The 19,094-nt window shown below is 62.7% G+C and carries 16 protein-coding genes; 2 read left to right on the forward strand and 14 right to left on the reverse strand.

Going from position 1 to position 19,094, the window contains the following annotated elements:
• Positions 1-5: 5 nt before the first annotated feature.
• The 3 genes from S6FBBBH3_RS07820 to S6FBBBH3_RS07830 all read right to left on the reverse strand — a co-directional run bounded on the left by S6FBBBH3_RS07820 (position 6) and on the right by S6FBBBH3_RS07830 (position 3,760).
• The gene (locus S6FBBBH3_RS07820; RefSeq protein ID WP_123957678.1) at positions 6-1,148 is read right to left on the reverse strand and encodes a porin; all 1,143 of its coding nucleotides are present in this window, start codon (positions 1,146-1,148) and stop codon (positions 6-8) included.
• Between the two features lie 338 nt (positions 1,149-1,486).
• Positions 1,487-1,867 (reverse strand): cupin domain-containing protein, encoded by a 381-nt coding sequence (locus S6FBBBH3_RS07825; protein WP_120177216.1) that lies wholly within the window; start codon positions 1,865-1,867, stop codon positions 1,487-1,489.
• Positions 1,868-2,128: 261 nt separating this feature from the next.
• Complete coding sequence (locus S6FBBBH3_RS07830) at positions 2,129-3,760, reverse strand: amidohydrolase (RefSeq protein ID WP_120177217.1); 1,632 nt, start codon at positions 3,758-3,760, stop codon at positions 2,129-2,131.
• Positions 3,761-4,359: 599 nt separating this feature from the next.
• Between S6FBBBH3_RS07830 and S6FBBBH3_RS07835 the strand changes: the two genes are divergently transcribed.
• A complete protein-coding gene (locus S6FBBBH3_RS07835) occupies positions 4,360-5,115 on the forward strand; it encodes a basic amino acid ABC transporter substrate-binding protein (RefSeq protein WP_120177218.1) in 756 nt (251 codons plus the stop codon).
• Between the two features lie 101 nt (positions 5,116-5,216).
• On the opposite strand, the gene S6FBBBH3_RS07840 is transcribed toward S6FBBBH3_RS07835, so the two are convergent.
• The 10 genes from S6FBBBH3_RS07840 to S6FBBBH3_RS07885 all read right to left on the reverse strand — a co-directional run bounded on the left by S6FBBBH3_RS07840 (position 5,217) and on the right by S6FBBBH3_RS07885 (position 16,048).
• A complete protein-coding gene (locus tag S6FBBBH3_RS07840) occupies positions 5,217-5,753 on the reverse strand; it encodes a fimbrial protein (RefSeq protein WP_120177219.1) in 537 nt (178 codons plus the stop codon).
• The gene (locus S6FBBBH3_RS07845; protein WP_170143886.1) at positions 5,740-6,318 is read right to left on the reverse strand and encodes a fimbrial protein; all 579 of its coding nucleotides are present in this window, start codon (positions 6,316-6,318) and stop codon (positions 5,740-5,742) included. The genes S6FBBBH3_RS07840 and S6FBBBH3_RS07845 overlap by 14 nt, the downstream gene beginning before the upstream one ends.
• A 21-nt stretch (positions 6,319-6,339) precedes the next feature.
• Positions 6,340-7,428: a hypothetical protein gene (locus tag S6FBBBH3_RS07850; protein ID WP_120177221.1), complete on the reverse strand. Its 1,089-nt coding sequence runs from the start codon at positions 7,426-7,428 to the stop codon at positions 6,340-6,342.
• A gap of 1 nt (position 7,429) precedes the next feature.
• Positions 7,430-10,012 (reverse strand): fimbria/pilus outer membrane usher protein, encoded by a 2,583-nt coding sequence (locus tag S6FBBBH3_RS07855; RefSeq protein ID WP_170143887.1) that lies wholly within the window; start codon positions 10,010-10,012, stop codon positions 7,430-7,432.
• Positions 10,009-10,737, reverse strand: a complete 729-nt coding sequence (locus tag S6FBBBH3_RS07860) for a fimbrial biogenesis chaperone (RefSeq protein WP_123957679.1) — start codon at positions 10,735-10,737, stop codon at positions 10,009-10,011. Before S6FBBBH3_RS07860 ends, S6FBBBH3_RS07855 begins: the two co-directional genes overlap by 4 nt.
• A 2-nt stretch (positions 10,738-10,739) precedes the next feature.
• Complete coding sequence (locus tag S6FBBBH3_RS07865) at positions 10,740-11,444, reverse strand: fimbrial biogenesis chaperone (protein ID WP_123957680.1); 705 nt, start codon at positions 11,442-11,444, stop codon at positions 10,740-10,742.
• A gap of 79 nt (positions 11,445-11,523) precedes the next feature.
• Positions 11,524-12,159, reverse strand: a complete 636-nt coding sequence (locus S6FBBBH3_RS07870) for a fimbrial protein (RefSeq protein ID WP_170143888.1) — start codon at positions 12,157-12,159, stop codon at positions 11,524-11,526.
• Between the two features lie 534 nt (positions 12,160-12,693).
• Entirely contained in the window at positions 12,694-13,764 is a 1,071-nt protein-coding gene (locus S6FBBBH3_RS07875) for a radical SAM protein (protein WP_120177226.1), read from the reverse strand.
• On the reverse strand, positions 13,761-14,135 hold the full coding sequence (locus tag S6FBBBH3_RS07880) for a hypothetical protein (protein WP_123957681.1): 375 nt from the start codon (positions 14,133-14,135) through the stop codon (positions 13,761-13,763). The genes S6FBBBH3_RS07875 and S6FBBBH3_RS07880 overlap by 4 nt, the downstream gene beginning before the upstream one ends.
• Positions 14,136-14,362: 227 nt before the next feature.
• On the reverse strand, positions 14,363-16,048 hold the full coding sequence (locus S6FBBBH3_RS07885) for a carbon starvation CstA family protein (protein WP_120177228.1): 1,686 nt from the start codon (positions 16,046-16,048) through the stop codon (positions 14,363-14,365).
• A 377-nt stretch (positions 16,049-16,425) separates the two neighbouring features.
• Here S6FBBBH3_RS07885 and S6FBBBH3_RS07890 point away from each other — a divergent pair, with 377 nt between their 5' ends.
• Positions 16,426-17,856 (forward strand): MFS transporter, encoded by a 1,431-nt coding sequence (locus tag S6FBBBH3_RS07890; protein WP_170143889.1) that lies wholly within the window; start codon positions 16,426-16,428, stop codon positions 17,854-17,856.
• On the opposite strand, the gene S6FBBBH3_RS07895 is transcribed toward S6FBBBH3_RS07890, so the two are convergent.
• Entirely contained in the window at positions 17,780-19,090 is a 1,311-nt protein-coding gene (locus tag S6FBBBH3_RS07895) for an MFS transporter (protein WP_120177867.1), read from the reverse strand. The genes S6FBBBH3_RS07890 and S6FBBBH3_RS07895 overlap by 77 nt on opposite strands.
• Between the last annotated feature and the right edge of the window lie 4 nt (positions 19,091-19,094).

The raw sequence follows: 19,094 nt of genomic DNA on the forward strand, positions 1-19,094 counted from the left end.
ATCGTTCAGAAGCGGGTCATGAGACCCGCAAGCACTTCATAGGCGTTCGGATCGCGTTCGTCCGAGCTTTCGCCCGCCCAACCCGCACCCGCATAGAGCTTCGTGCGCTTGCTTAACGGAAATTCGTACCCGACGCCCGCGTTGTAGCGGTCGAGGTCGCCGTCGCCTTCGATTTGGGCGCGCTGACCCATCACGCGGTCGAGGTCGGCCGACATGTAGCCGAAGCTCGCCTTGAGAACGCCCGGACCCGCGGGAATGTCGGCGCCGAGCAGAAGACTCGCGCCCTTATAGGTGGCGGCCGCGGCGAGCACGTTGAATTTCCCCTGGTCGCCCTGGAATTCGGAGCCCTTCATGCCGGCAAAGTACATGCCCGACGCGTAGGCCTTCAGAACGCCGAAATCGTAGTTGCCGCCCAAGCTCACGGCGATCGAGTCATCGTAGTCGGCCGCGGTGTTCGCATAGAGGACCGAATCGACCACGGCGGCAAGATGCAGATTCCCGGCCGTGTACGTGGCGCCCAGCCCCCACTGGCGGTCGGAACTGGCCTTGCCTTCGGTACCCGCTGCGGTCGAATTGGACTTCAACGAATACTGCGCGTAAAGTTGCACGCCCGACCAGACGGGACTGCGGTACGTAATCGCGTTGTCGATCGCCTTGAAGCCGCCCGGCATCGTGTACTTGGTGCCGCCCATGTAGTCGCCCCAGGAGTTCGAGAAGGGGTTGAGCTTCGCGGCCCAAATGCCCGTCGTTCCGAAGCCGCTGCGCAGAGCGCCCGAGCGACCGACAATCACGGTGCCCGCACGGTCGGAGCCGAGCTCAAGCTGCGAGACACGATGGAAGAGCCGTCCGCCCGTCATCGTGCCGTCGTCCGAACCGAACTGGCCTTCGAGCATGAAGCCCGCCTTCAAACCGTTGCCGAGATCTTCGCTGCCCTTGAGACCCCAGCGGTTCGGGATGGTCTGGCTGCTCTTCATCTGAGCCTGGTCGGTCGCGTCCGTCCCCGCGCGGTCCTGATCGACGTGCTGATAGTTGAGACCCGTGTCGATGATGCCGTAGACCGTCACGTCGGCTACGGCACCCGTTGCGAAAAGCGCGCCCAGGGTCGCGACACAGAGCGCGGAAAGTGCGGGACGAAAGTTCTTGGTCATGATCGTCTCCTGTTTAATTCGGTAGTTGAAAGAAACGGCGCCCGTTCCCGTGCGGAGCCTCTTCCCGAGACCGCGGGCGTTCGCCGTCAACCCCGAAGGGATAGCACGTCGCCCTACGCGCGTAAGCACGGGTCCGTACCCCGAAGAAACCCGAGTCGCGACCTTCAAATTTCCTCAAACTTAGCGATTTTCAGGGAGATTTCCAATCGTACTTTTTCTCGCCCGTCCTCTTTTTCGTTCGCCCCCCTTTTCTTCCTTTCGAGAACGACGAAAAAGCCGGCGGTTTCCCGCCAGCTTTTTCGTCACGTCCTGCGTCGTCTCGGAAACGAGACGCACGCTCAGTGCCAAGGTGCTTTTTCCTCGCACGGAACGCCGTCCGTCATCGTGAAGCCTTCGAGGCTCCCCGCCTTCGTCTGCACGCAGATGAAGGTGATGTCGCTGTCCGCGGCGGCACGGATCGCGCGACGCCCTTCGGGCGCGATGCGGAACCAGTCGCCCGCGGCGATCGGGTGCACGGTGCCGTCGAGGTAGAGTTCGCCGCGACCCGCAAGCACGCCGTAGAGCTCTTCGTTCTTCGTATGGCGGTGCACGAACGGAACGGCGGCGCCGGCGGGAAGCGTGTTGATGCTCGTTTCGCAACCCGTCAGATCCAACGCTTCATGGAGCTCGGTGCGGCCGGCGGCGGGGTCGACATGAAAAAGTTCGAAAACGTCGGACATGGTCCTTCTCCTTCAACGGTAATGGGGAGTGTGTTTGTCGTGCGAGATAATTCGACATCTCACCAACCGCGAATACTACGTCACGCTTAGTTCGATGTCAAATTATTTGAGGGAAATTCTTCGAGAACGACTGCAAGTCCGAATGCGCAAGCGCAGCCGAACGGAAGAAAGTTGAAAGGAAAAAGCCCGAGGGCGTCGGTCGCTCTCGGGCTTCGGGGCACGTTTGCGTGCGCTTTCGTGTTGCTTGACTTGACGGTCGCGTCAGTCCTCGCGCTTCCAGCGCTCGATCCCGTCGCGGTAGAGGGCCGCCACGCGGATTTCACCGAGCTTCGCGGTGTGTACCTTGAAGGGGTTGGCGGTGAGGACGACGAAGTGAGCGCGCGCTCCGGGCTCGATGATCCCCACGGTGCCTTCGGTCGGGAGAACGAGCGCCGCACGGCCCGTGTAGAGCGAGAGCGCCGTGGCGACGTCGACCGCTTCGTGCCCGCCGAAGACCGTGTTCGTCGCGTCACGACGGGTGACGGCCGCCTGCACGGAGACGAACACCTGATCGGGGTCCGACCAGGTCGTGGCGGGCGCGTCCGACGAGAGCGCAAACGCGTCCACCGCCTTCGCGATCGAACGTACCGGGTAGCAGGCGTTGCGGTCCGCTTCGGAGAGGAACGCCCGATACGAGGGGTATTCGGCAAAGGGGAAGACGACCTGCGTCGTCACGGCGGGGCGAATCGAGAGCTTCGCGAGCTTTTCGAGCTGATCGGGTCGGAAGAAGGTCGCGTGTTCGATGCGAAGGCTCGGAATCCCTTCGAGCCAGTCGTCTTCGTCGCGAAGCCAGTTGAGGATCGCGTCCATGGCCGCATCGCCCATGACGTGGACCGACACCTGAATGCCGTTACGCTTGGCGTACGCCAAAGCCGCACGGAAGACGGGTTCGGTAAGGAGCAACTCTCCGTTCTTGGGCGCAACGCCCGCAGCCGTTTCTTCGTCCGTCAGACGGAAAGGTTCGCGCATCGCCGCCGTGCGACCCGAGATCGACCCGTCCGCAAACAGCTTCACGCCCGCGTAGCGCACCGGACCCGTCGTTTCCGATTCGTCGAGGTCGGGCATCCCGTAGGGGTCTTCGCCCCCCAGCCACGTGAGGTAGAGGTCGACATCGAGCGGCAACCCCCGACGGCAGGCTTCGCGCCAGATTTTGAGGGGGTCGTACGGGCGACGCACCGTCATCATGTCGGTGACGTTGAGAATGCCGCGCTCAAGGTAATGGTTCCCCGCGGAGAGCGCCCGGGCGATGAGGTCCTCTTCGGTGACGGTGCCGCCCGCGGCGCGCTCGACGAGGCGCACGGCGGGGGTTTCGATCAGGCGTCCGTCCAAGCGCCCGTCCGCGTCGCGCCCAAGGGCGCCCCCTTCGGGGTCGGGCGAAGCGTCGGTCAAACCCGCGAGCTCCAGGGCCTTCGAATTCGCGACGGCCGAATGGCAGTCGGAGCGGCGGATAAGAACGGGCTGCTCGGTCGACACCCGATCGAGGTCCCAACGCGTCGGGGTGACGTTCCCTTCAAGGAGGCTCTCGTCGTATCCCGCCCCTTCGATCCACCCTTCGCCCGTTTGCGCGGCCTTCGTCGCACGAAGCGCTTCGACGAGCTCGTCGATCGTTCGGACGGCGGGCGGCGTCAGAAAGGCCCCCGAGAGGCTCGAGGCCACCAGACTCGCGTGCGTGTGCGCGTCGATGAAGGCGGGCATCACAAAGGCCCCCTTCAGGTCGACGGTGATGAGAGGCTCGCAACTGCGCATCGGTTCGTCGGCCGCGACGAAGCGTCCGTCCTCGACGTAAAAGTCCGTGAACAACGGTGCGTCGGCGTTGCCCGAGAAAACGACGGCATTGGTGTAGTGGGTGCGCATAGAACGGACGATTCCTTCGATTCGGCGGGCCCCGCGTGCGGAATTCCCGCACCCGAGACCCTCGGGACGAGCGGCCTTGCGGGGCGGCGGGTCGGTCCTGCGACCGCACGCGCCTTGGCACCGGGCCGCGGCATCCGAAAAAACAACGACCCTCGTTGGCGCATCTTTGCGTGCGGTACCGAGGGGCGACACGCCTAGGGAATAGGCTGTCGGATTCGTGGATTCTAATCGAGAAATTCCCCGTCGGGCGGCCCTTGCACGATCTTTGGAAAAGCGCTACAAACAGTCGCCGAAAGGTCGATTTGTCGACATTTTTGCCGACAAAAGCCCCTCTGAAGTCGGTTGTTTTTCGACATGAAAAACCTATTGCTCGACCGCCTTCGATTTATAGGTCCTCGCCCTTAGAAAAGCTTTTTCGAGTCAAAAAAGACGATTTTTCGGGACGGTGAAAACCCGATTGCGAACGTTTTCGGGCGCGGCCTTCGCCTATAGTTTTCGAACCGCTCGCACGTTTGCGCCTTGAACGTGGCGAGACGAGCGCCTCTCGAAACACGCCTTTCGCGTCGCGCCGCCACCCCCTACCGCTCACAGGAGAAACCATGTCGTTCGCCAAAACGGCCGCTGCCGGCCTCGTTGCTCTCATGCTCTCGGGCGCCGCGCTTGCCGCCTCGCCTCTGAAAGTCGCCACCAACCCGACGTTCCCCCCGTTTGAATTCCAAGATTCGAAGACGGGTGCCGTGCAGGGCTTCGAAGTCGATCTCATCCGCGAGATGGCCAAGGTCATGAACCGCGACCTTGAGCTCGTCACGCTCAACTTCGACGCGATTCTCCCCGCCATTCTCTCGGGTACGGTCGATGCGGGCGCCTCGGGCTTTTCGATCACCCCCGAACGCGCGAAGCGCGTCCTCTTCACGGACCCCTTCTACACGTCGGGCCTGACGATCGTCGTCAAGAAAGGGAACGACACCGTGAAGGGCTTTGCGGACCTCAAGGGTAAGAAGATTTCCGTTCAGATCGGTACGACGAGCGCCGCGGCCGCGAAGAAAATCGAGGGCACCGAGGTTTCGAACTTCAACAGTGCCGGGGATGCCATCCTCAACATGCTCGCGGGCAACGCCGACGCCGTCATCAACGACAAGCCCGTCACGGACTACATCCTCGCTCAGAACGCTTCGATCGCCTCGCAGACCGTGCACCTTCCGGAAATGGCGACGGCCGACCAATTCGCCATGGTCGTCTCGAAGAAGAACGAAACGCTTCGCGACGAAATGAACGCCGCCCTGAAGACGCTCAAGGAAAACGGCACCTTCGACGAACTCCACGTGAAGTGGTTCGGCAAGCCCGCCGACAAGTGATTCCCGCTTCGGGGCCGCAACGCAACCGCCGCGGCTCCGAAAGCGCCCGAAGAAGAACGCCCGGCGTGAAACCGGGCGTTTTTTCGTTTCCCCGGGTCGCCTCAGAAGTACTCGATGCCAAGCTCGATATAGCGCTCGAAACTTCCGCTGCCGAGCTTTCCTTCGCCGCGCACGAGCTGCGCGGCGACGGTGAAGCGTTGTTCCGCCGTGACATTCGAGAGATCGGAAACGTTGAGGAAGGCCGAGCCTTGAGAAAACCCGACTTTAACGCCGTTGAGAGTGAACTCGACATAGAGTCCGTCAACGCCCGTAAAGACGGCGCCGTCGACGGGGAGTCCGTCGTCGGGTTCGCCGTGATCCACAAACGTAAACCGAGTGAGCGCGACGGCGTCGGAGTCGAGCAAGTTGCACCCCGTCACGCGAAACGACTGTTCGATCGTTCGCGATCGCGTCCCGACGGTCGCGAAGTCGCTCGCGGCGAAGGTACCGAAACTAAAAGGCACGGTTCGGCCGGTGTCGCTTGCAAAGCGGCAGCCTTGTGCGACGACGCGTCCCGAGACGGGGACCGTGACGGTGGCGGCACAGAGCAGTGCCGGCAGGAAGCCGAGGGCCGCGGCGGTCGTTTTAAAGATATTCAAAGCGCACCTCCATGCGGGCATTGAGTTCGCCCGCCGTCACGTTGCGGCCGACGGCGGTATAGAGTTCGGCCTTCAAGTCGATCGTTTGTGGCGATGTGGCGTCGGCGCCGAAGTCGACGTCCTGCTCCTCAATCTCGGTCAAGCCGTTTTCCCAAACGAGCGTTCGCCCCGTACGTGTCGTGAGGCGCACGACGGCTCCCTTCGACGAGACAAGCCCTTCGGACGCCGCTTCGCCGTAACCCCCTACGTCGTGCAGGGAGATGCGAATGGTATCGAAGTGGACGGTGTCGTCGATGACGCCCGTCGGCGGGTACCAGCCTGCCGGAGAAAGACGACACCCCTCGAAGCTCAGCGTGACGGCCTGCGGGGTTCCGGCCGTTTCCCCCTCGCGAAACTCGGAGAGCATCATACGGCCGAAATCGACGTCAGCGGTCGAGGTCGACGCAAAGCGGCAGGACGAAGCCACAATGCGTCCCGTGACACGGAGGTCGAGCGTCGTGAAGTCCTCGGCCGTCGCAGGAGCGACCGCGAAGACGGCCGCGGCCCAAACAATCGGTGTGGCCAATCGAACCATAACGATTCCCCCTTACTGAAATTCGGCGGTGATTTCCACCGTCGTGGCGTAATCGCCCGCGCGTCTCGCAGTACCTCGTTGGCAGAGCCCCCAAACAAGAGGCATCGTGAGGCGCCCGTCGCTATCAAGGGCGCCCGCCTCGCGCGGGACGTTCCATGCTTCGCCGTCGCTGCAGAAGTCGGGCGGCGTCGAGCCGAACTTATAGACGAGCGAGAGATCCTCGTAGTCGCGGAACTTGGCTTCGTTCGTCCCCGGGTACGTCCCGTCCGTGGGACGGAGCGTCACGTTGACGGCCGATTGTGCGGCCCATCGCCCGCAGCCGTATGTGAGCGTCGTCTCGCGCGAGTCGACGACCATCTCTTGCGGCGCGAAGTTCAAGGCATCCAGCGTTTTGAATTGAACGACCTTTGTTGAGAGCGAGAGCTTGCAGTCTTCGCCGAAGACAAAGTCCGTGGGGGGCAGCAAAACGGGGTCGCCGCTTCGCACTTCGAGAATGTTGACAATCAGGTTGAGAAGATTGCCAACCATGACCGTCAATTGCAATCCGGGAGTCGACACCTGTCGGGTTTCGACGAGTTTGCGAATCGTCTCCTTGGAACAGGGGCCCTCTTTACACACAAGTTGAACACGCACGTTGGCGTTGAATTGTGCGTAATTGAAGAGCTCGGCGACTTTGACAATTTCAACGTAGGCCGGGTAGTTTCGAATGTTTTTCGAAGTGACGGCGCCCCAAGGATTTTCGTGAGGCATGTCGGTTTCGGCCTTGCCGAGACTGACGCTCACCGCGCTGAAGGTGTCGAGGTCCAGATGCCCCGTAACGGCAAGCTGAAGACCGTGACCCAGATCGATAGGAGCCGAAACAGGCTTATCACTCCCCTGGCCGATCCCCCCTCCGGTGGAGCCGAGCGCATCAAAGAGCGGGGCTTTAAAGGTCGGAGAGCGCGAGATGAGCTCGCTCTCCCAGAGGACACCCGTTGTCATGGCTCTGGCGAGGGCTTCGTCGTCGATCGTGATCGTTTGTGCGGTCGCCGTTTGTGCGGCAAGGGCGAGCCCGAGAGCGACCAGGGTCGCGGCCGCGTGCTTTGAGGTCCGAGAAGTCATATCACTTGGTTTCATCATAGGGACGGCATACGAGCGTGATGCGCTGAACCTTGTTGTCGGGCGTCAGCGAGTCGAGTCGATAGGGAGCGCGACACCGTTGCGGACGGTTGCCGTCGTCCTTCCAGCGAGCCGACAACGCGCCTTCGAGGGGGAGCGCCCCGAAGTACGCACGGCCTTCTTCGTCCGTGACGGTTTCGAGCGCAAAGGCGTCGCGCCCTTCGAGCATCACGGTGCTCCCGAAGGGTAGCGGCGCGCCGCTCGCATCGGTGAGCGACGCGAGCACCCGGCGCCCGCGCAGCGTTTCAAAGGGAATCGACACGACGGCGCCGTCCGCCGGGACGACGCGTTTCAGGTAGACGGGCAATTGCACGTTGAGAGGCAACGCATCGACGTCGACCGTCAGGTCGTTGACTCGGTACTCGTTGAGGTGCGTGACGATGCTCGTCTCGCCCGCATGGGTCGAATCGATCCCGTTCTTGAACACGGCCTCGGGCACGTCGGGGAAGTGCGCGACGACGTGACCGCCGTAGAGTTCGCGTGTGAGGTAGAGCCCCTGCGAGAGGAGCGCAACGCCGCCCGAAAGCGACCCACCCAGCGCGTAGTTCCCGTCCGAAGCGCTCACGTTGAGACCCGCGCGCACCCGGTTGGCACGGTAGTCGGCCGAGGCCGAGAACCGATTGGCGTCGCCCGACTGGGAATGCTCGGCCTGAAGCGAATACGAGAAGTCTCCGTTTTCAAGGGCCGAACCCGACGCCGAAACCGACGTGTCGACGCCGTCGTCCGTGTAGACGAAGCCCGTACCGATCGTGTGCCCGAAGTGGGCGGCGCTCCCCGTCAAGACGTCAAGCGGAATCGTGAACTGAAGGGCCGCCGTGCGGTCACGCCCGCCTTCGAACCCCGAGTAATGGGTTTGTTGGACCGACAAATTGACGCCGATTCCCCGCACGGTCGTATTCCACGAGACCGAGTAGGAGGAATTTCCCCGGTTGTCCTCGCGCTCTTCGCGTCGCATCGAGGCGTAGAGGCTCCCATATTTGTTCATGGTCTGCGAGAGATTGAGGCTCCAGCGCGACTTGAGGGCGCCGCGAAGTCCATAGCGGTCGCTCGGACGATACGCTTCGTCGATCGTGCGGTAGTCGCCCGCTTCGTAGTGTTCGTACTGAAGCGAGAGGTAGGAGCCCGTCGCTTCGACGTAGCGGTTCCAACCCAACGCCCAACCCCGGCCGTTTCGATGGTTGTCGTCGACGTCGGAGCGCGCGTAGCGCCACTGGGCGTCGACGCTCCCCACGATCGGAATCATCCATGCGGCGCCGACCAGGCCGTTGAAGTAGTCGGGCGTCGTTTGGTTCGCGCCGAAAATCGTTGTGTTGAAGGGGAGCCCGTAGCCCGCGTCGAGTGCGAGGACGGCGGGATCGGATCCGAGGCCCGAACGGTCGAGAACGCCCGCCGCAACGGACCAACGCGTCTTCCCGGTGCGCAGCTGTTTGGCGTTCGTCGTGAAGGGGACGACGAAAACGCGCTCGCGCCCGTCCGCTTCCGTGATCGTGACCTCAAGGTCACCCGAGCCGATCGAGGCGGGAAGATTCTGCAGCGTAAAGGCGCCCGGGGAGACGATGCGTTCGTAGATCACATACCCCGCACGGCGCACCGTAACGCGCGCCTGAGTTTGGGCGTAACCCGTCACGACCGGCACGAAATCGAGTTCGTCGTCGGCCGTAAGACTCGTGTCGACATAGAGCTCCGCCCCGCGTATCGTCACGCCCTGCGAAAAGAAGGGCGACGTCGTGAAGTTCCCGGCCTTGAGACGCGAGCGCGTCTCGGGGAAGATCCGAGTGAGGTAGAGGTTCTGCAGAGACGTGTCGTTGTTCGAGGCTTGGCCCGTTCGGTCGTAGGAAAAACTCCCGTCGGCGATGAGACGCCAGCGGTCGAAGTTCGCCCGAGTGTTGAAGGACCCGTAGAAATGGTCCGCATCGTCGCCCCCGGACGTAAAGCGTCGGTCGGCCGAGAGTCGGTAGTTCGCAAGCAACGCGGGCTCGCCCCAATCCCAAGAGGTAACGGGCGCAAGCGTCGGACGACGGGCGCTGAACCAACTCTCCGGAACGAGAAAGTCGATCGATTGCTCCACGGTCGACACCCGAACGCGGGTCCCGGGAATGAGAGTCGAGACCTGGTCGGTCGTAACGAGGGTCGAGGGCTTCAGCGCTCGGAAGGCTTCCGGCAGATCGGGGTTCGTTTCGTCAAAAGGCAGGTCCGCCAAAAGACGGGCGGGAAAGCGCACGCGATAGCGCGTGCCCGTCGACTCGACCGTCACGACCTGGCGCTGCACGAAGCGGCCGTTCACGAGAATGTCGTAGGCGCGGCTGCCGACGATCGATTCGGACTCGTGCGACTGCAGGTCGGAAATCGAAACGTCGCGCCCGAAGAGCGACTTGAGGGTTGCGGCATCAAAGGCCGCGTCGAGCTCGGCCGCAGCCTCGGCCGTAAGCGGCGCCGCGTCGACCGTAACGTCGTCGTCGGCATGAAGCGGCGCCGAAAATACGGCCGCAAGAGCGATAGCGAGTGTTCGCTGTCGGAGTGGCGTCATTGTTCGGTGTTCCATCGCAGGGGATTGCTCGGGCGGCCTTCGTCGTCGAGCAACCGCGCTTCGACGAGGGACGACGCCGGAGCATCGAATTCGTAGTGCCCCGTCATCGGGGCAAGCATGGGTTTGCGAGCGTCGGGAGCGAGCACGGGCTTACCTGCGACCTCGAGCGAATCCAGGGTGAGCCAAAACGGCGTGGCGTTGCGAATCGCCATGCGCCCGCCCGCAGTCTTCTCAAGCTTCAAGTCGCTTCGAGCGCGCTCGATCGGATCGACGTCGCGCAACGACTCGGGCCGAAGGAAAACCTTCACGAGGGCGGCAAGCACCGACGTGACGCGCGTATCGGAATCGGGCGACGCTTTCGGAATGAAGCGCGCACGCAGAAAGCAGAGCGATTCGACCTCACCGGGCGCATCGAGCAGGGCGACGCGAACGATCTCGGTCTCGCCCGCGGCGAGGGGCTTCAAGGGGCGCTCAACCGTCGCGAATCGGCACAGATCCCGATCGGCCGTACCGTCGGCGCGCGCATCGAGGACTGCGGCATTCATCAGAACCGTGTCGCGTCCGCGATTGACGAGCGTGAGCGCGGCGCTCCCGCGCCCGGCATTGAGCACGATGCGGGTTCGCGAGAATTCGATGCGGTTGGCGTCGAAGTCAAGCGCGGAGGCAACGGTGGCGGCGGGGCTCGCGGCAAGGAGCGCCAACGCGCCCCAGAGTACGGCCCGCATCGTCAAGGCACGGCCGGAACGACACGGCCCGTCACGACGCCGCCGTAGTCGTCGACGCCGTCCCAGCGAACCGTTGCGTCGGCGGGATGTTCGCCCACGGTGAGTGTGGTTCGCTCGAAGGGCTTCACGATCAGGTGCTCGGCGTAGCGCTTCCCTTCGATCGAGACGTTCGCAAGCGTCACGTGAAGGGGCGACCCGTTTTCAACCGTGAGGGTGTTGCCGTCACGCGTCCAGGCGAGCCCCCAGATGGCGTCCTGCATGTTGGCGTCAACACCTTCGGGACGATAAAAAACCTTGAGACGCGAGGCGTAGCGGATGAGAAGCGTGTTTTTGGAACTTTGGTCGCCCACGCCCGGCGTCGCTTCGCTCGAAAGCAAAAAGAGCGACTCGCGATCCTTGGGGAGGGCCTCGGGGTCGAGCACGGTCACGGTGACGCGAACCTGCTTGCCCGTGGGCATCAGGGCGACGGGCGGCGTTGCGATCACGTCACTGCGACGTTCGCGCGTGAAGTAGTCGAGTGCGGTGTTTTTGGCGGCGTAGGGAACGTCGGAGCCGTTCGTCAGAACGCAGCTCCCCGATTGGCGCCCGTTCTCGATGACGATGCGCGTCACGTCGACGCCGAAACCTTGAGGAAGGTCGTTCGGAGCAGCGCTGAGCGGCATGACGACGGCGGCAGCCAGCGCGGCGAGGAAGGAGGAAATTCGCATGGCAAAAAAGAAGCCGAAGACAAAAGAAGCGCTTGAAGACAAGCTTCAAGCGCAGTTCTCGATTACCGAGTTGTTCTTCTTAGAGGTATTCGAAGCCGACGGTCATCTGGCCCTTGAAGTTGCCGGCGACGGGTTCCGCATCCTTGATCCCCTGGAACCAGGCCGTGAAGGGAACGGTCGTGCCGACTTCGGCACTCTCACCCGGGGTGATGCTGTATTCGCTCAATTTCGCTTTGGAGCTGCCGCTATTGAAAGTCAGCTCCTTTTGGTTGAGCTTGATGTGGATGCCCACCTGGGCGGATTCGCCTTCGGCATCAGCTTTGACAGCCGTAAGGGCATTGGGGTCTTTCGAACCCGTGGCGTCCGATTTCTTATCTTCGAACGTCAGCTGGACGAGTTCAAGCGGAATGGCGCCCGCTTCGTATTCTGCGTCCGCATTGGAAAGGAGCTTGCACGAGGTGATCTTGAGCTTGAAGTCCTTTTCGACCGTTTTGTTGTCCTCATTCTGCAGGAAGGCCACGCTGGCCACACCGAGGTTGACGGTCTTGTCCGAGTTGTCGTTGTCAATCTGACAACCGGACTGATAAATGCGACCCGTAAAGTCGACGGTGTGCGTTTCAGAGGCTGCGGCTTGCGCAACGGCGCTGCCGAGACCGAGCACGGTCACAAGGCCGAGAGAAAGAACCGAGGGGGGGGGGAGGGTAAGTTTACACATCTGTATTCCTAATAAGTACACGAAAATACACCAAATACCGGAACCCAAACCTACCATTTTGCGCCAAAAAGGTGGGTAAGAAAACAGATTATAGCTTGGGATTCTCAGCCTTAGCCAAGGCCCAAGATACGATATACCACTTAATTCAATGTAAACCAAGGAAATTCGCAATTGTTGTTTTCGTTTACTTTTCGATGAGTCACCATATGTGCACGTACCGTAAAAAAGCGTAAATGTCCTACGTCAACAACCCCGAAAACCATCTGACAGAAGCCCTTATCCCCTGTCGCCCAGGTTGCGAGTTACCCTCTCCCGCCCGTTTTCATGCGAAATCCGGCACCGAGACCGTCTCCTTCCCTACGACTGCAGATTAGACGGCGAGCGCATCATGAAGGAGCTTGGCTCGCAACCGCCGCGCCCCATGGGACGCTTATGAAAAGACGCCCGGGCTCAACCCCCGGGCGTTCTCCTTACTCTTCAAGCCTCCATTGGTCGACTCTCGCGAACGTCACCGTTATTCCGTCGTTCGGAGAATCACGCTTTCGCGGAGCTCCGCGTCGCCCCCGCAAGACGCACTGCTCGCAGTTGCCCGCACCCGCCCTCGACCGTTCGGGCTGCGCTCTTTCGCAGAGTTGCTACGGTACCCGAACGCCTCAAGACCGTGATGAGTTCCTGCGCCCGCTCTTCGGGTACGGGACGGAAGTCCGAGCCTTCGACGGCATTGAGGTCGATGTAGTTCACCATCGCGCGCCGCCCCTTGAGAAGCCCCGCGAGGCGCGCCGCCTCGTCGAGACCGTCGTTGACGCCCGAAAGGAGCGTCCATTCGATTTGCACGGGGAATTTCGCCAGGTCTCCGTAGCGAAGCGCGGAGTCGAGTAGCTTCTCGACCGGAATGCGGGCCGCCCGAGGAAGGAGCTCGCGCCGAATCGTGTCGTTCGTCGTATGGAGACTCAAAGCGAGCGCGGGCTTTACGGGAGAACGTTCGAGCGCCTCGAATAGCCGCTCGTCGCCCACGGTCGAAACGGTGAGCGCTTTGTGTGCGAAGCCGAGTCCCTCGGCCGAGCCCAAAAATTCGAGCACCTCAAGCACGGCCCGAAGGTTGTGCGAGGGTTCGCCCATGCCCATGAATTTGATTTTCGCGAGCGTCGGCATCCGCCGCAGCCCCTCCCGCACCTGAGCGAGGATTTCAAGACTGCCGAGCTGGCGCACGAGACCCGAGCGCCCCGTCATGCAAAAGCGGCACCCAACGGCGCAACCGACCTGGGTCGAGACACAGAGTCCCTCGCGCGGCAGGAGAACCGCTTCGACGAAGTCGCCCGCACGCATCGCAAGGAGAAGCTTGGCGGTTTCCGCATCGGAACATTCGACTCGTCCGATCGACTCCAAGAGCGCCCGCACCTCGGGCAACGCCCGCGTGAGAGCGGCCGGGTAGCGGCACTTCGCATCGGCCGCCCAGGGGGCGAGCCCCATCCACGCAAGCAGAATCCGCCGCACGTGTTCGGGCTTTGCACCCCGGCGCGCCAACGCCTCCCGCAGGGCGGGCAACGTCGGCGCATCCAGGGCGAATGTGCCGGAGTCGATCTCGGTCGTGGTCTCGGTCGTCATTTCGTTTGGCCGTTCGAGCGTTCGTCGGACGCGGAGGCGTTCTTACGCTGCGTGAAGAGCCGCACCGTATCCCAGTTCACAACGAAGAACATCGCAACGATTGCCAGAATCACGAAGCCGTACCCCCAGAAAACAAGCGGGGTCTTGTCGGGAATCGTCCCGTAGAAGGCCCCGAAAAAGGCCATGGGGGTCCCCTCCTCGACGGCGTTTGCGGCATAGCACCCGAGGGCCGCAAAGTAAAGGCCGAGCGACAAGCGCAGGAAGATGCGCTGCGGCTTCCAGGCGGGCGGGCGCAGGCGCGCGATCATGAGAACAACAATCGGAATGAGGAAAGGAAGCGCTGTGAGGAGCGTGTTGTAGAGACGTGCCATCGAGGTGGGAACGGTATGCGGAAGAAAGAAATGCGGACGCCGGACGACCGAGAGGAGCATTCAAACACCCCCGGCGCGCCCGTACGCGGGCATGCGTCACTATAGCGGATCGTGCGGGAGGGGAAAAAGCGCGGGGCGCCCGGGGCTCTCCATGAAAAGCCCCGACCTTCGCGCGGAAGGCCGGGGCTGCGTCGGAGGTTATGGAATGTGAAGTTCGTGCGACGTTCTCACGCCGCCGCTTCTTCCTTCGTCACGCGAGCGGGTTCGCGAAGCTTCAGGATCGAGTGGTAGACGACGAGCACCGCGAGCACGATGAGGGCAACGGCAAGGATCCCCTGGAGGCCGTGCACCATGAAGACGAAGTTACCCGAGGCGAGGGCCTCTGCGATCTTGACGAGTTGCTGAACGAGAGCGGTCATCGTGACGGCGAGCATCACGGCCATCGGGCCGTAGAGCATCCAGCCTTTGCGACCCGTCGCCTTCAGGAAGACCGCAAGGCCCGTCAGAACGAGAGCGGAAAGAAGCTGATTGGCCGAGCCGAAAAGCGGCCACACCGACATATAGCCCGCCATGCAGAGGGCGTAGCCGAGCAGGAGCGTGAGGGTCGTCGCAAAGACCGTGTTCGTGAAGAGCTTGCGCACGGGCGTCATCGCTTCGCCTTTCGCCGGCATGAAGAGTTCCTGCAGCGACATGCGCCCGATGCGGGCGACGGCGTCGACCGACGTCAGAGCCAAAGCCGACACGCACATCGTCAGAATGCAGGCGGCGATATCCTGCGGCACGCCGAAAATGTTGGTCAAAAAGCCCGCCACCGACGTGGAGAAGATCTGGAAGGGCGTACCCGCGGGAAGAGCGCCGTCCGTCGCGGCCGCGCAGACGACGATGAGCGACACGACGCCGAGCACGACTTCAACGGACATGGAGCCGTAGCCGACCAAACGCATGTCGGACTCGTTTGCGACCATCTTCGAGGACGTACCCGAGCTCACGAGCGAGTGGAAGCCCGAGACCGCACCGCAGGCGATCGTGACGAAAAGGATCGGGAACATGTCAAGGCCGTTCACCTCAAAGCTCGTGAAGGCGGGCATGCGGATTTCGGGGTTCTCAATGAAGACACCCGCCACGGCGCAGAGGATCATCCCGATCAAAAGGAACATCGAGAGGTAGTCGCGCGGGGTTTTCAAGGCCCACATCGGCACGACCGACGCCGCAAAGAGGTACGCGAAGACGACGTAGCGCCAGGTTTCGGCGTCCGCGAAGACGGGAAACGCGATCCCCGCCGCAACCATCGCGACCATGAGGACGACGCCCGTCACGAACTGCACGCCCGCCGAGGGCTTCGCGTACTTCAAGAAGAAGCCGAAAAAAACGGCCACGACCATGTAAAGGAGCGAAATCGATGCGGCGGCCGCGTTCGGGACGATTTCCGCGCCGTCCTTCGCGAACCCGTTGAAGGTCCCCGCGACCATGTCGCAGAAAGCGGCGATCACTAGGAGCGTGAAGAGCCAGCAAAAGAGGAGAAAGAGCTGCCGACCCGTGCGCCCGACGTAGTCTTCGATGATGGTGCCGATCGAGCGGCCGTTGTTCTTCACCGAGGCGTACAGAGCCGTGAAATCCTGCACGGCGCCGAAGAAGATCCCGCCCGCGAGCATCCAAAGGAGCGCGGGCAACCAACCGAACATCGCCGCGATGATGGGCCCCGTGACGGGGCCCGCCCCGGTAATCGACGTGAACTGGTGCGCGAACACGGTCCAACGCGACGCGGGCGCAAAGTCGCGTCCGTCGTTGAGACGCACGGCGGGCGTGGGATTCTTGGGATCGATCCCCCAGGTTTTTTCAAGCCAGCGTGCGTATCCGAAATACCCGACAGCCAAAGCCGCGAGCGTGATGACAATCATGGTGAGCCCGGTCATACCGAAGGCCTCCTCACAGTCGAAAGAAAAACGGGAAAAAGTGGGAAAAGCACATAGCCGACGCCCTGCAGAGCGCGTGCGTTTTTACATTATTCGCACTTTTACAAATCTCCTGCATCGGACAAACACCCTATAGCACACTGAAAACATTTGAATTTTTTCTGTTTTCCCAGATTTTCATTTTTGCAAAATCGTCGGTTTTGCAAGTCGCACCCTCCGAATGTCGCACTTAAGACCGCGCGAGCGCAAAGGCTCTCGGGAAAAGTGCCGAGGCGCCCGTCGTGCCGCACCGATCGTCACGGGACCGTCACGCGTTTGTAATGCGACGTACGTATCCTCTTTCGTTTTCCCCTTCTGCGATTCGGTCCGCACGTCCCATGTCCTCGTCGCGCAAACTCCGCAACCCCGCCGACATCCGCACGCTTTTTTGGCTCTGCTGGCTTGTCTACGGAACGTCCTACCTCGGTCGACTCAACTTTTCCTCCGCCATGGTGCCGCTTCTCGATTCGGGAGCGCTCACGAGCGTCGCCGCCGGCTGGATTCAAACCGCCTACTTCGCGGCCTACGGGATCGGGAGTCTCGTCAACGGCCTTGCGGGCGATCGGGCGCACCCGCGCACGATGATCCTGACGGGGCTTGCGGGCTCGGCCGCGGTGAACGCCCTCTTCGCGCTCCTCACGACGGCGGGCGACGGGGGAGCGGCGTCGGGCGTCGTCGCCTCGGTCGGCACGTTCCTTCCGATCCTCTTGTGGGGGGCAAACGGGTGGTTGCAGTCGATGATCTGGGCGCCGATCGTGCGGATTTTTGCGGTCATGCTCACTCCCCGCGACAAGCTCGACTGCTGCATCAACATGGTGTCTTCGCAGGTAACGGGGACGCTCGCCAGCTACGTCTTCGGGGCGATCCTGCTTGCGGTCTTTCCCGTCGAGAGTCTCTTCTGGATGCCTGCGTTGCTGCTTGCGGGCGCGGCGGTCGCCTGGGTTGCGGTTTTCCCAAGGCTCACGGCCCGAACGGGGGCATTTGAAAAAACCGTGAGCGTCGACGCGCCCCGCACCGAAACGGGGAAGAGTGTGACCGAAGGCACGATGAAGAGCACGAACAAAGGCAGGAACAAGGGCACGGTTGCCTTTCTTCTCACGGCGGGCTTCGGCTTTCTCGTCTTTCCGGCCCTTCTTCACGGGACGCTCAAGGACGGGCTCGTCGCCTGGATTCCCGCTTTTCTCGCGGACCGCTTTGCGCTTTCGGCCTCAAGCGTCCTGATGCTCACGACGGCCGTGCCGATCGTGAACCTTTCGGGCGCCTACATCGCACGAGCGCTTTACCGCCGTACGGGCGAGCGGGTCGAACGGTCGGCGGCGATCCTCTTTCTTGCGGGCTCCGTGGGGCTCGCCGTCACGACCGCGGCGGGGAGCGACGCCGTCATGCTCTCCGGCATGCTTCCGACGCTCCTTTTGCAATGCGCCTCGATCGCGGGCCTGGCCGCGGCCACGGCCGCGATGATGGCGGTGAATTCTCTCCTCACGGCCATCTACCCCCTGAAATTCGAGCGCTCGGGGCGTGTGTCCACCGTCTCGGGCTTTTTGAACGCACTCGGCTACGCGGGTGCGGCGCTTTCGATGTGCGCGACGGGATCGGCGCTCGACGCCGTCGGCTGGACGGGCATTCTCGCCCTTTGGACGGCGCTCACTCTATTGACGAGCCTGGCGGCCTTCGCGGGGTCGCTGAAGGTTGTCAGTCGCCGCGAAGCTTCTCCCGTCGATCGGCCGCAACGCCCGACGCGCCCCAAAGAAGGATCACCGCGCCCGTAAAGAGGAACGAAAGCGCAAAGCCCGCACTTCGTTCAAAGAGCGCCCCGAAGATCCACGGCCCCGCACCCGCCGCGACGTAGCCCGCCCCTTGCGCAAGGCCCGACATCGCGAGCATTTGACCGAGGTTCGAGGCCTTTTTGGCCATAAGCAAAAAGGCGACCGAAAGCATCGAGCCCTGCGCCGCCCCGGCTGCGACACTCCCTGCAACAAGCCACAGAACGTTCGTTTCGCCCCAATACCAGGCGCATGCTCCGAAGAGGTAGAGCGCCGTCAGAATCAATGCCGCACGCGCGTCGTTCCCGCACGCCTTCATGAAGCGCGCCGTTCCGATCGAGGCGGGAAGGCCCGAGACGAGGTAGACGAAAATCCAAAAGCCCCCGGCTTCCGCCGTCATTCCGATCGAACGCCAGAAGGCGGGCATCCAGGCGCAGACCGTGTAGATCAAAAGCGACTGCAAGCCCATCACCGCCGTGAGGCTCCAGGCGAGGGGATCGCGAAGAAGTGCGCCGAAGCCGAAAATTCCGCCCTTCGAAAGCCCCCCGGCACCCCGCGCATCGCCCCGCCCGTCCGCGGGAAAGCGCGCAAAGGCGACCCAGAGCAAAAGCCCCGCAAGGCCCGCGGCCGCCCAAGCGAGCATCGTCGCTTCGTACCCGCCGAAGGCCCGTGCAAGCGGCACGGCCGTGAGCCCCCCGATCGATCCCGAGAGACCGATCACGCCCGTGTAGATCCCCATCATGAGGCCGAGCCGTTCGGCAAACCACGTCTTGACGACGACGGGCATGACAACGTTCAAAAGTCCGATCCCGGCCCCCACGAGAAGCGTCCCCGTCCAAAGGGCTTCCGGGAAGGCGACGCCCCTCAGCGCCGAGCCCGCTGCCAAAAGGAGCACGGCGATCGCCGCCGCTCCCTTGAGACCGAACCGCTGCCCGATGCCGGGCGCCGGAAAGGAGACAAGTCCGAAGACCGCAATCGGAAGAGCCGCAAGCAACCCGTACTCCGCGTAACCGATCGCAAGCCGCCCGACGATCTCCTCCGAAAGCGGCCCCACTGCGGTGACGGGGCCGCGCATCAACAGGGTTACGGCCAGAAGCGTCGCGACGAGAACTGCAAAACCAGCGGACTCCGACGACGTTCGTGCGCCGTGCGCGGGAGCGTCTTGCGACGAAAGCCCGTTCGAACGGGGGAGGACGCGGAGGGTGGGATTCTCATGGAGTTCGGTGCGGTCGGTCGGCATGTTG

This window comes from Sutterella megalosphaeroides (assembly GCF_003609995.1).
GTDB classification, from domain to species: domain Bacteria; phylum Pseudomonadota; class Gammaproteobacteria; order Burkholderiales; family Burkholderiaceae_F; genus Sutterella; species Sutterella megalosphaeroides.

Coding starts and splice junctions, on each gene's coding strand:
- S6FBBBH3_RS07820 (WP_123957678.1), bottom strand. CDS start 1,148: ATGACCAAGAACTTTCGTCCCGCACTTTCCGCGCTCTGTGTCGCGACC.
- S6FBBBH3_RS07825 (WP_120177216.1), bottom strand. CDS start 1,867: ATGTCCGACGTTTTCGAACTTTTTCATGTCGACCCCGCCGCCGGCCGC.
- S6FBBBH3_RS07830 (WP_120177217.1), bottom strand. CDS start 3,760: ATGCGCACCCACTACACCAATGCCGTCGTTTTCTCGGGCAACGCCGAC.
- S6FBBBH3_RS07835 (WP_120177218.1), top strand. CDS start 4,360: ATGTCGTTCGCCAAAACGGCCGCTGCCGGCCTCGTTGCTCTCATGCTC.
- S6FBBBH3_RS07850 (WP_120177221.1), bottom strand. CDS start 7,428: ATGACTTCTCGGACCTCAAAGCACGCGGCCGCGACCCTGGTCGCTCTC.
- S6FBBBH3_RS07855 (WP_170143887.1), bottom strand. CDS start 10,012: ATGACGCCACTCCGACAGCGAACACTCGCTATCGCTCTTGCGGCCGTA.
- S6FBBBH3_RS07860 (WP_123957679.1), bottom strand. CDS start 10,737: ATGCGGGCCGTACTCTGGGGCGCGTTGGCGCTCCTTGCCGCGAGCCCC.
- S6FBBBH3_RS07865 (WP_123957680.1), bottom strand. CDS start 11,444: ATGCGAATTTCCTCCTTCCTCGCCGCGCTGGCTGCCGCCGTCGTCATG.
- S6FBBBH3_RS07870 (WP_170143888.1), bottom strand. CDS start 12,159: ATGTGTAAACTTACCCTCCCCCCCCCCTCGGTTCTTTCTCTCGGCCTT.
- S6FBBBH3_RS07875 (WP_120177226.1), bottom strand. CDS start 13,764: ATGACGACCGAGACCACGACCGAGATCGACTCCGGCACATTCGCCCTG.
- S6FBBBH3_RS07880 (WP_123957681.1), bottom strand. CDS start 14,135: ATGGCACGTCTCTACAACACGCTCCTCACAGCGCTTCCTTTCCTCATT.
- S6FBBBH3_RS07885 (WP_120177228.1), bottom strand. CDS start 16,048: ATGACCGGGCTCACCATGATTGTCATCACGCTCGCGGCTTTGGCTGTC.
- S6FBBBH3_RS07890 (WP_170143889.1), top strand. CDS start 16,426: ATGTCCTCGTCGCGCAAACTCCGCAACCCCGCCGACATCCGCACGCTT.
- S6FBBBH3_RS07895 (WP_120177867.1), bottom strand. CDS start 19,090: ATGCCGACCGACCGCACCGAACTCCATGAGAATCCCACCCTCCGCGTC.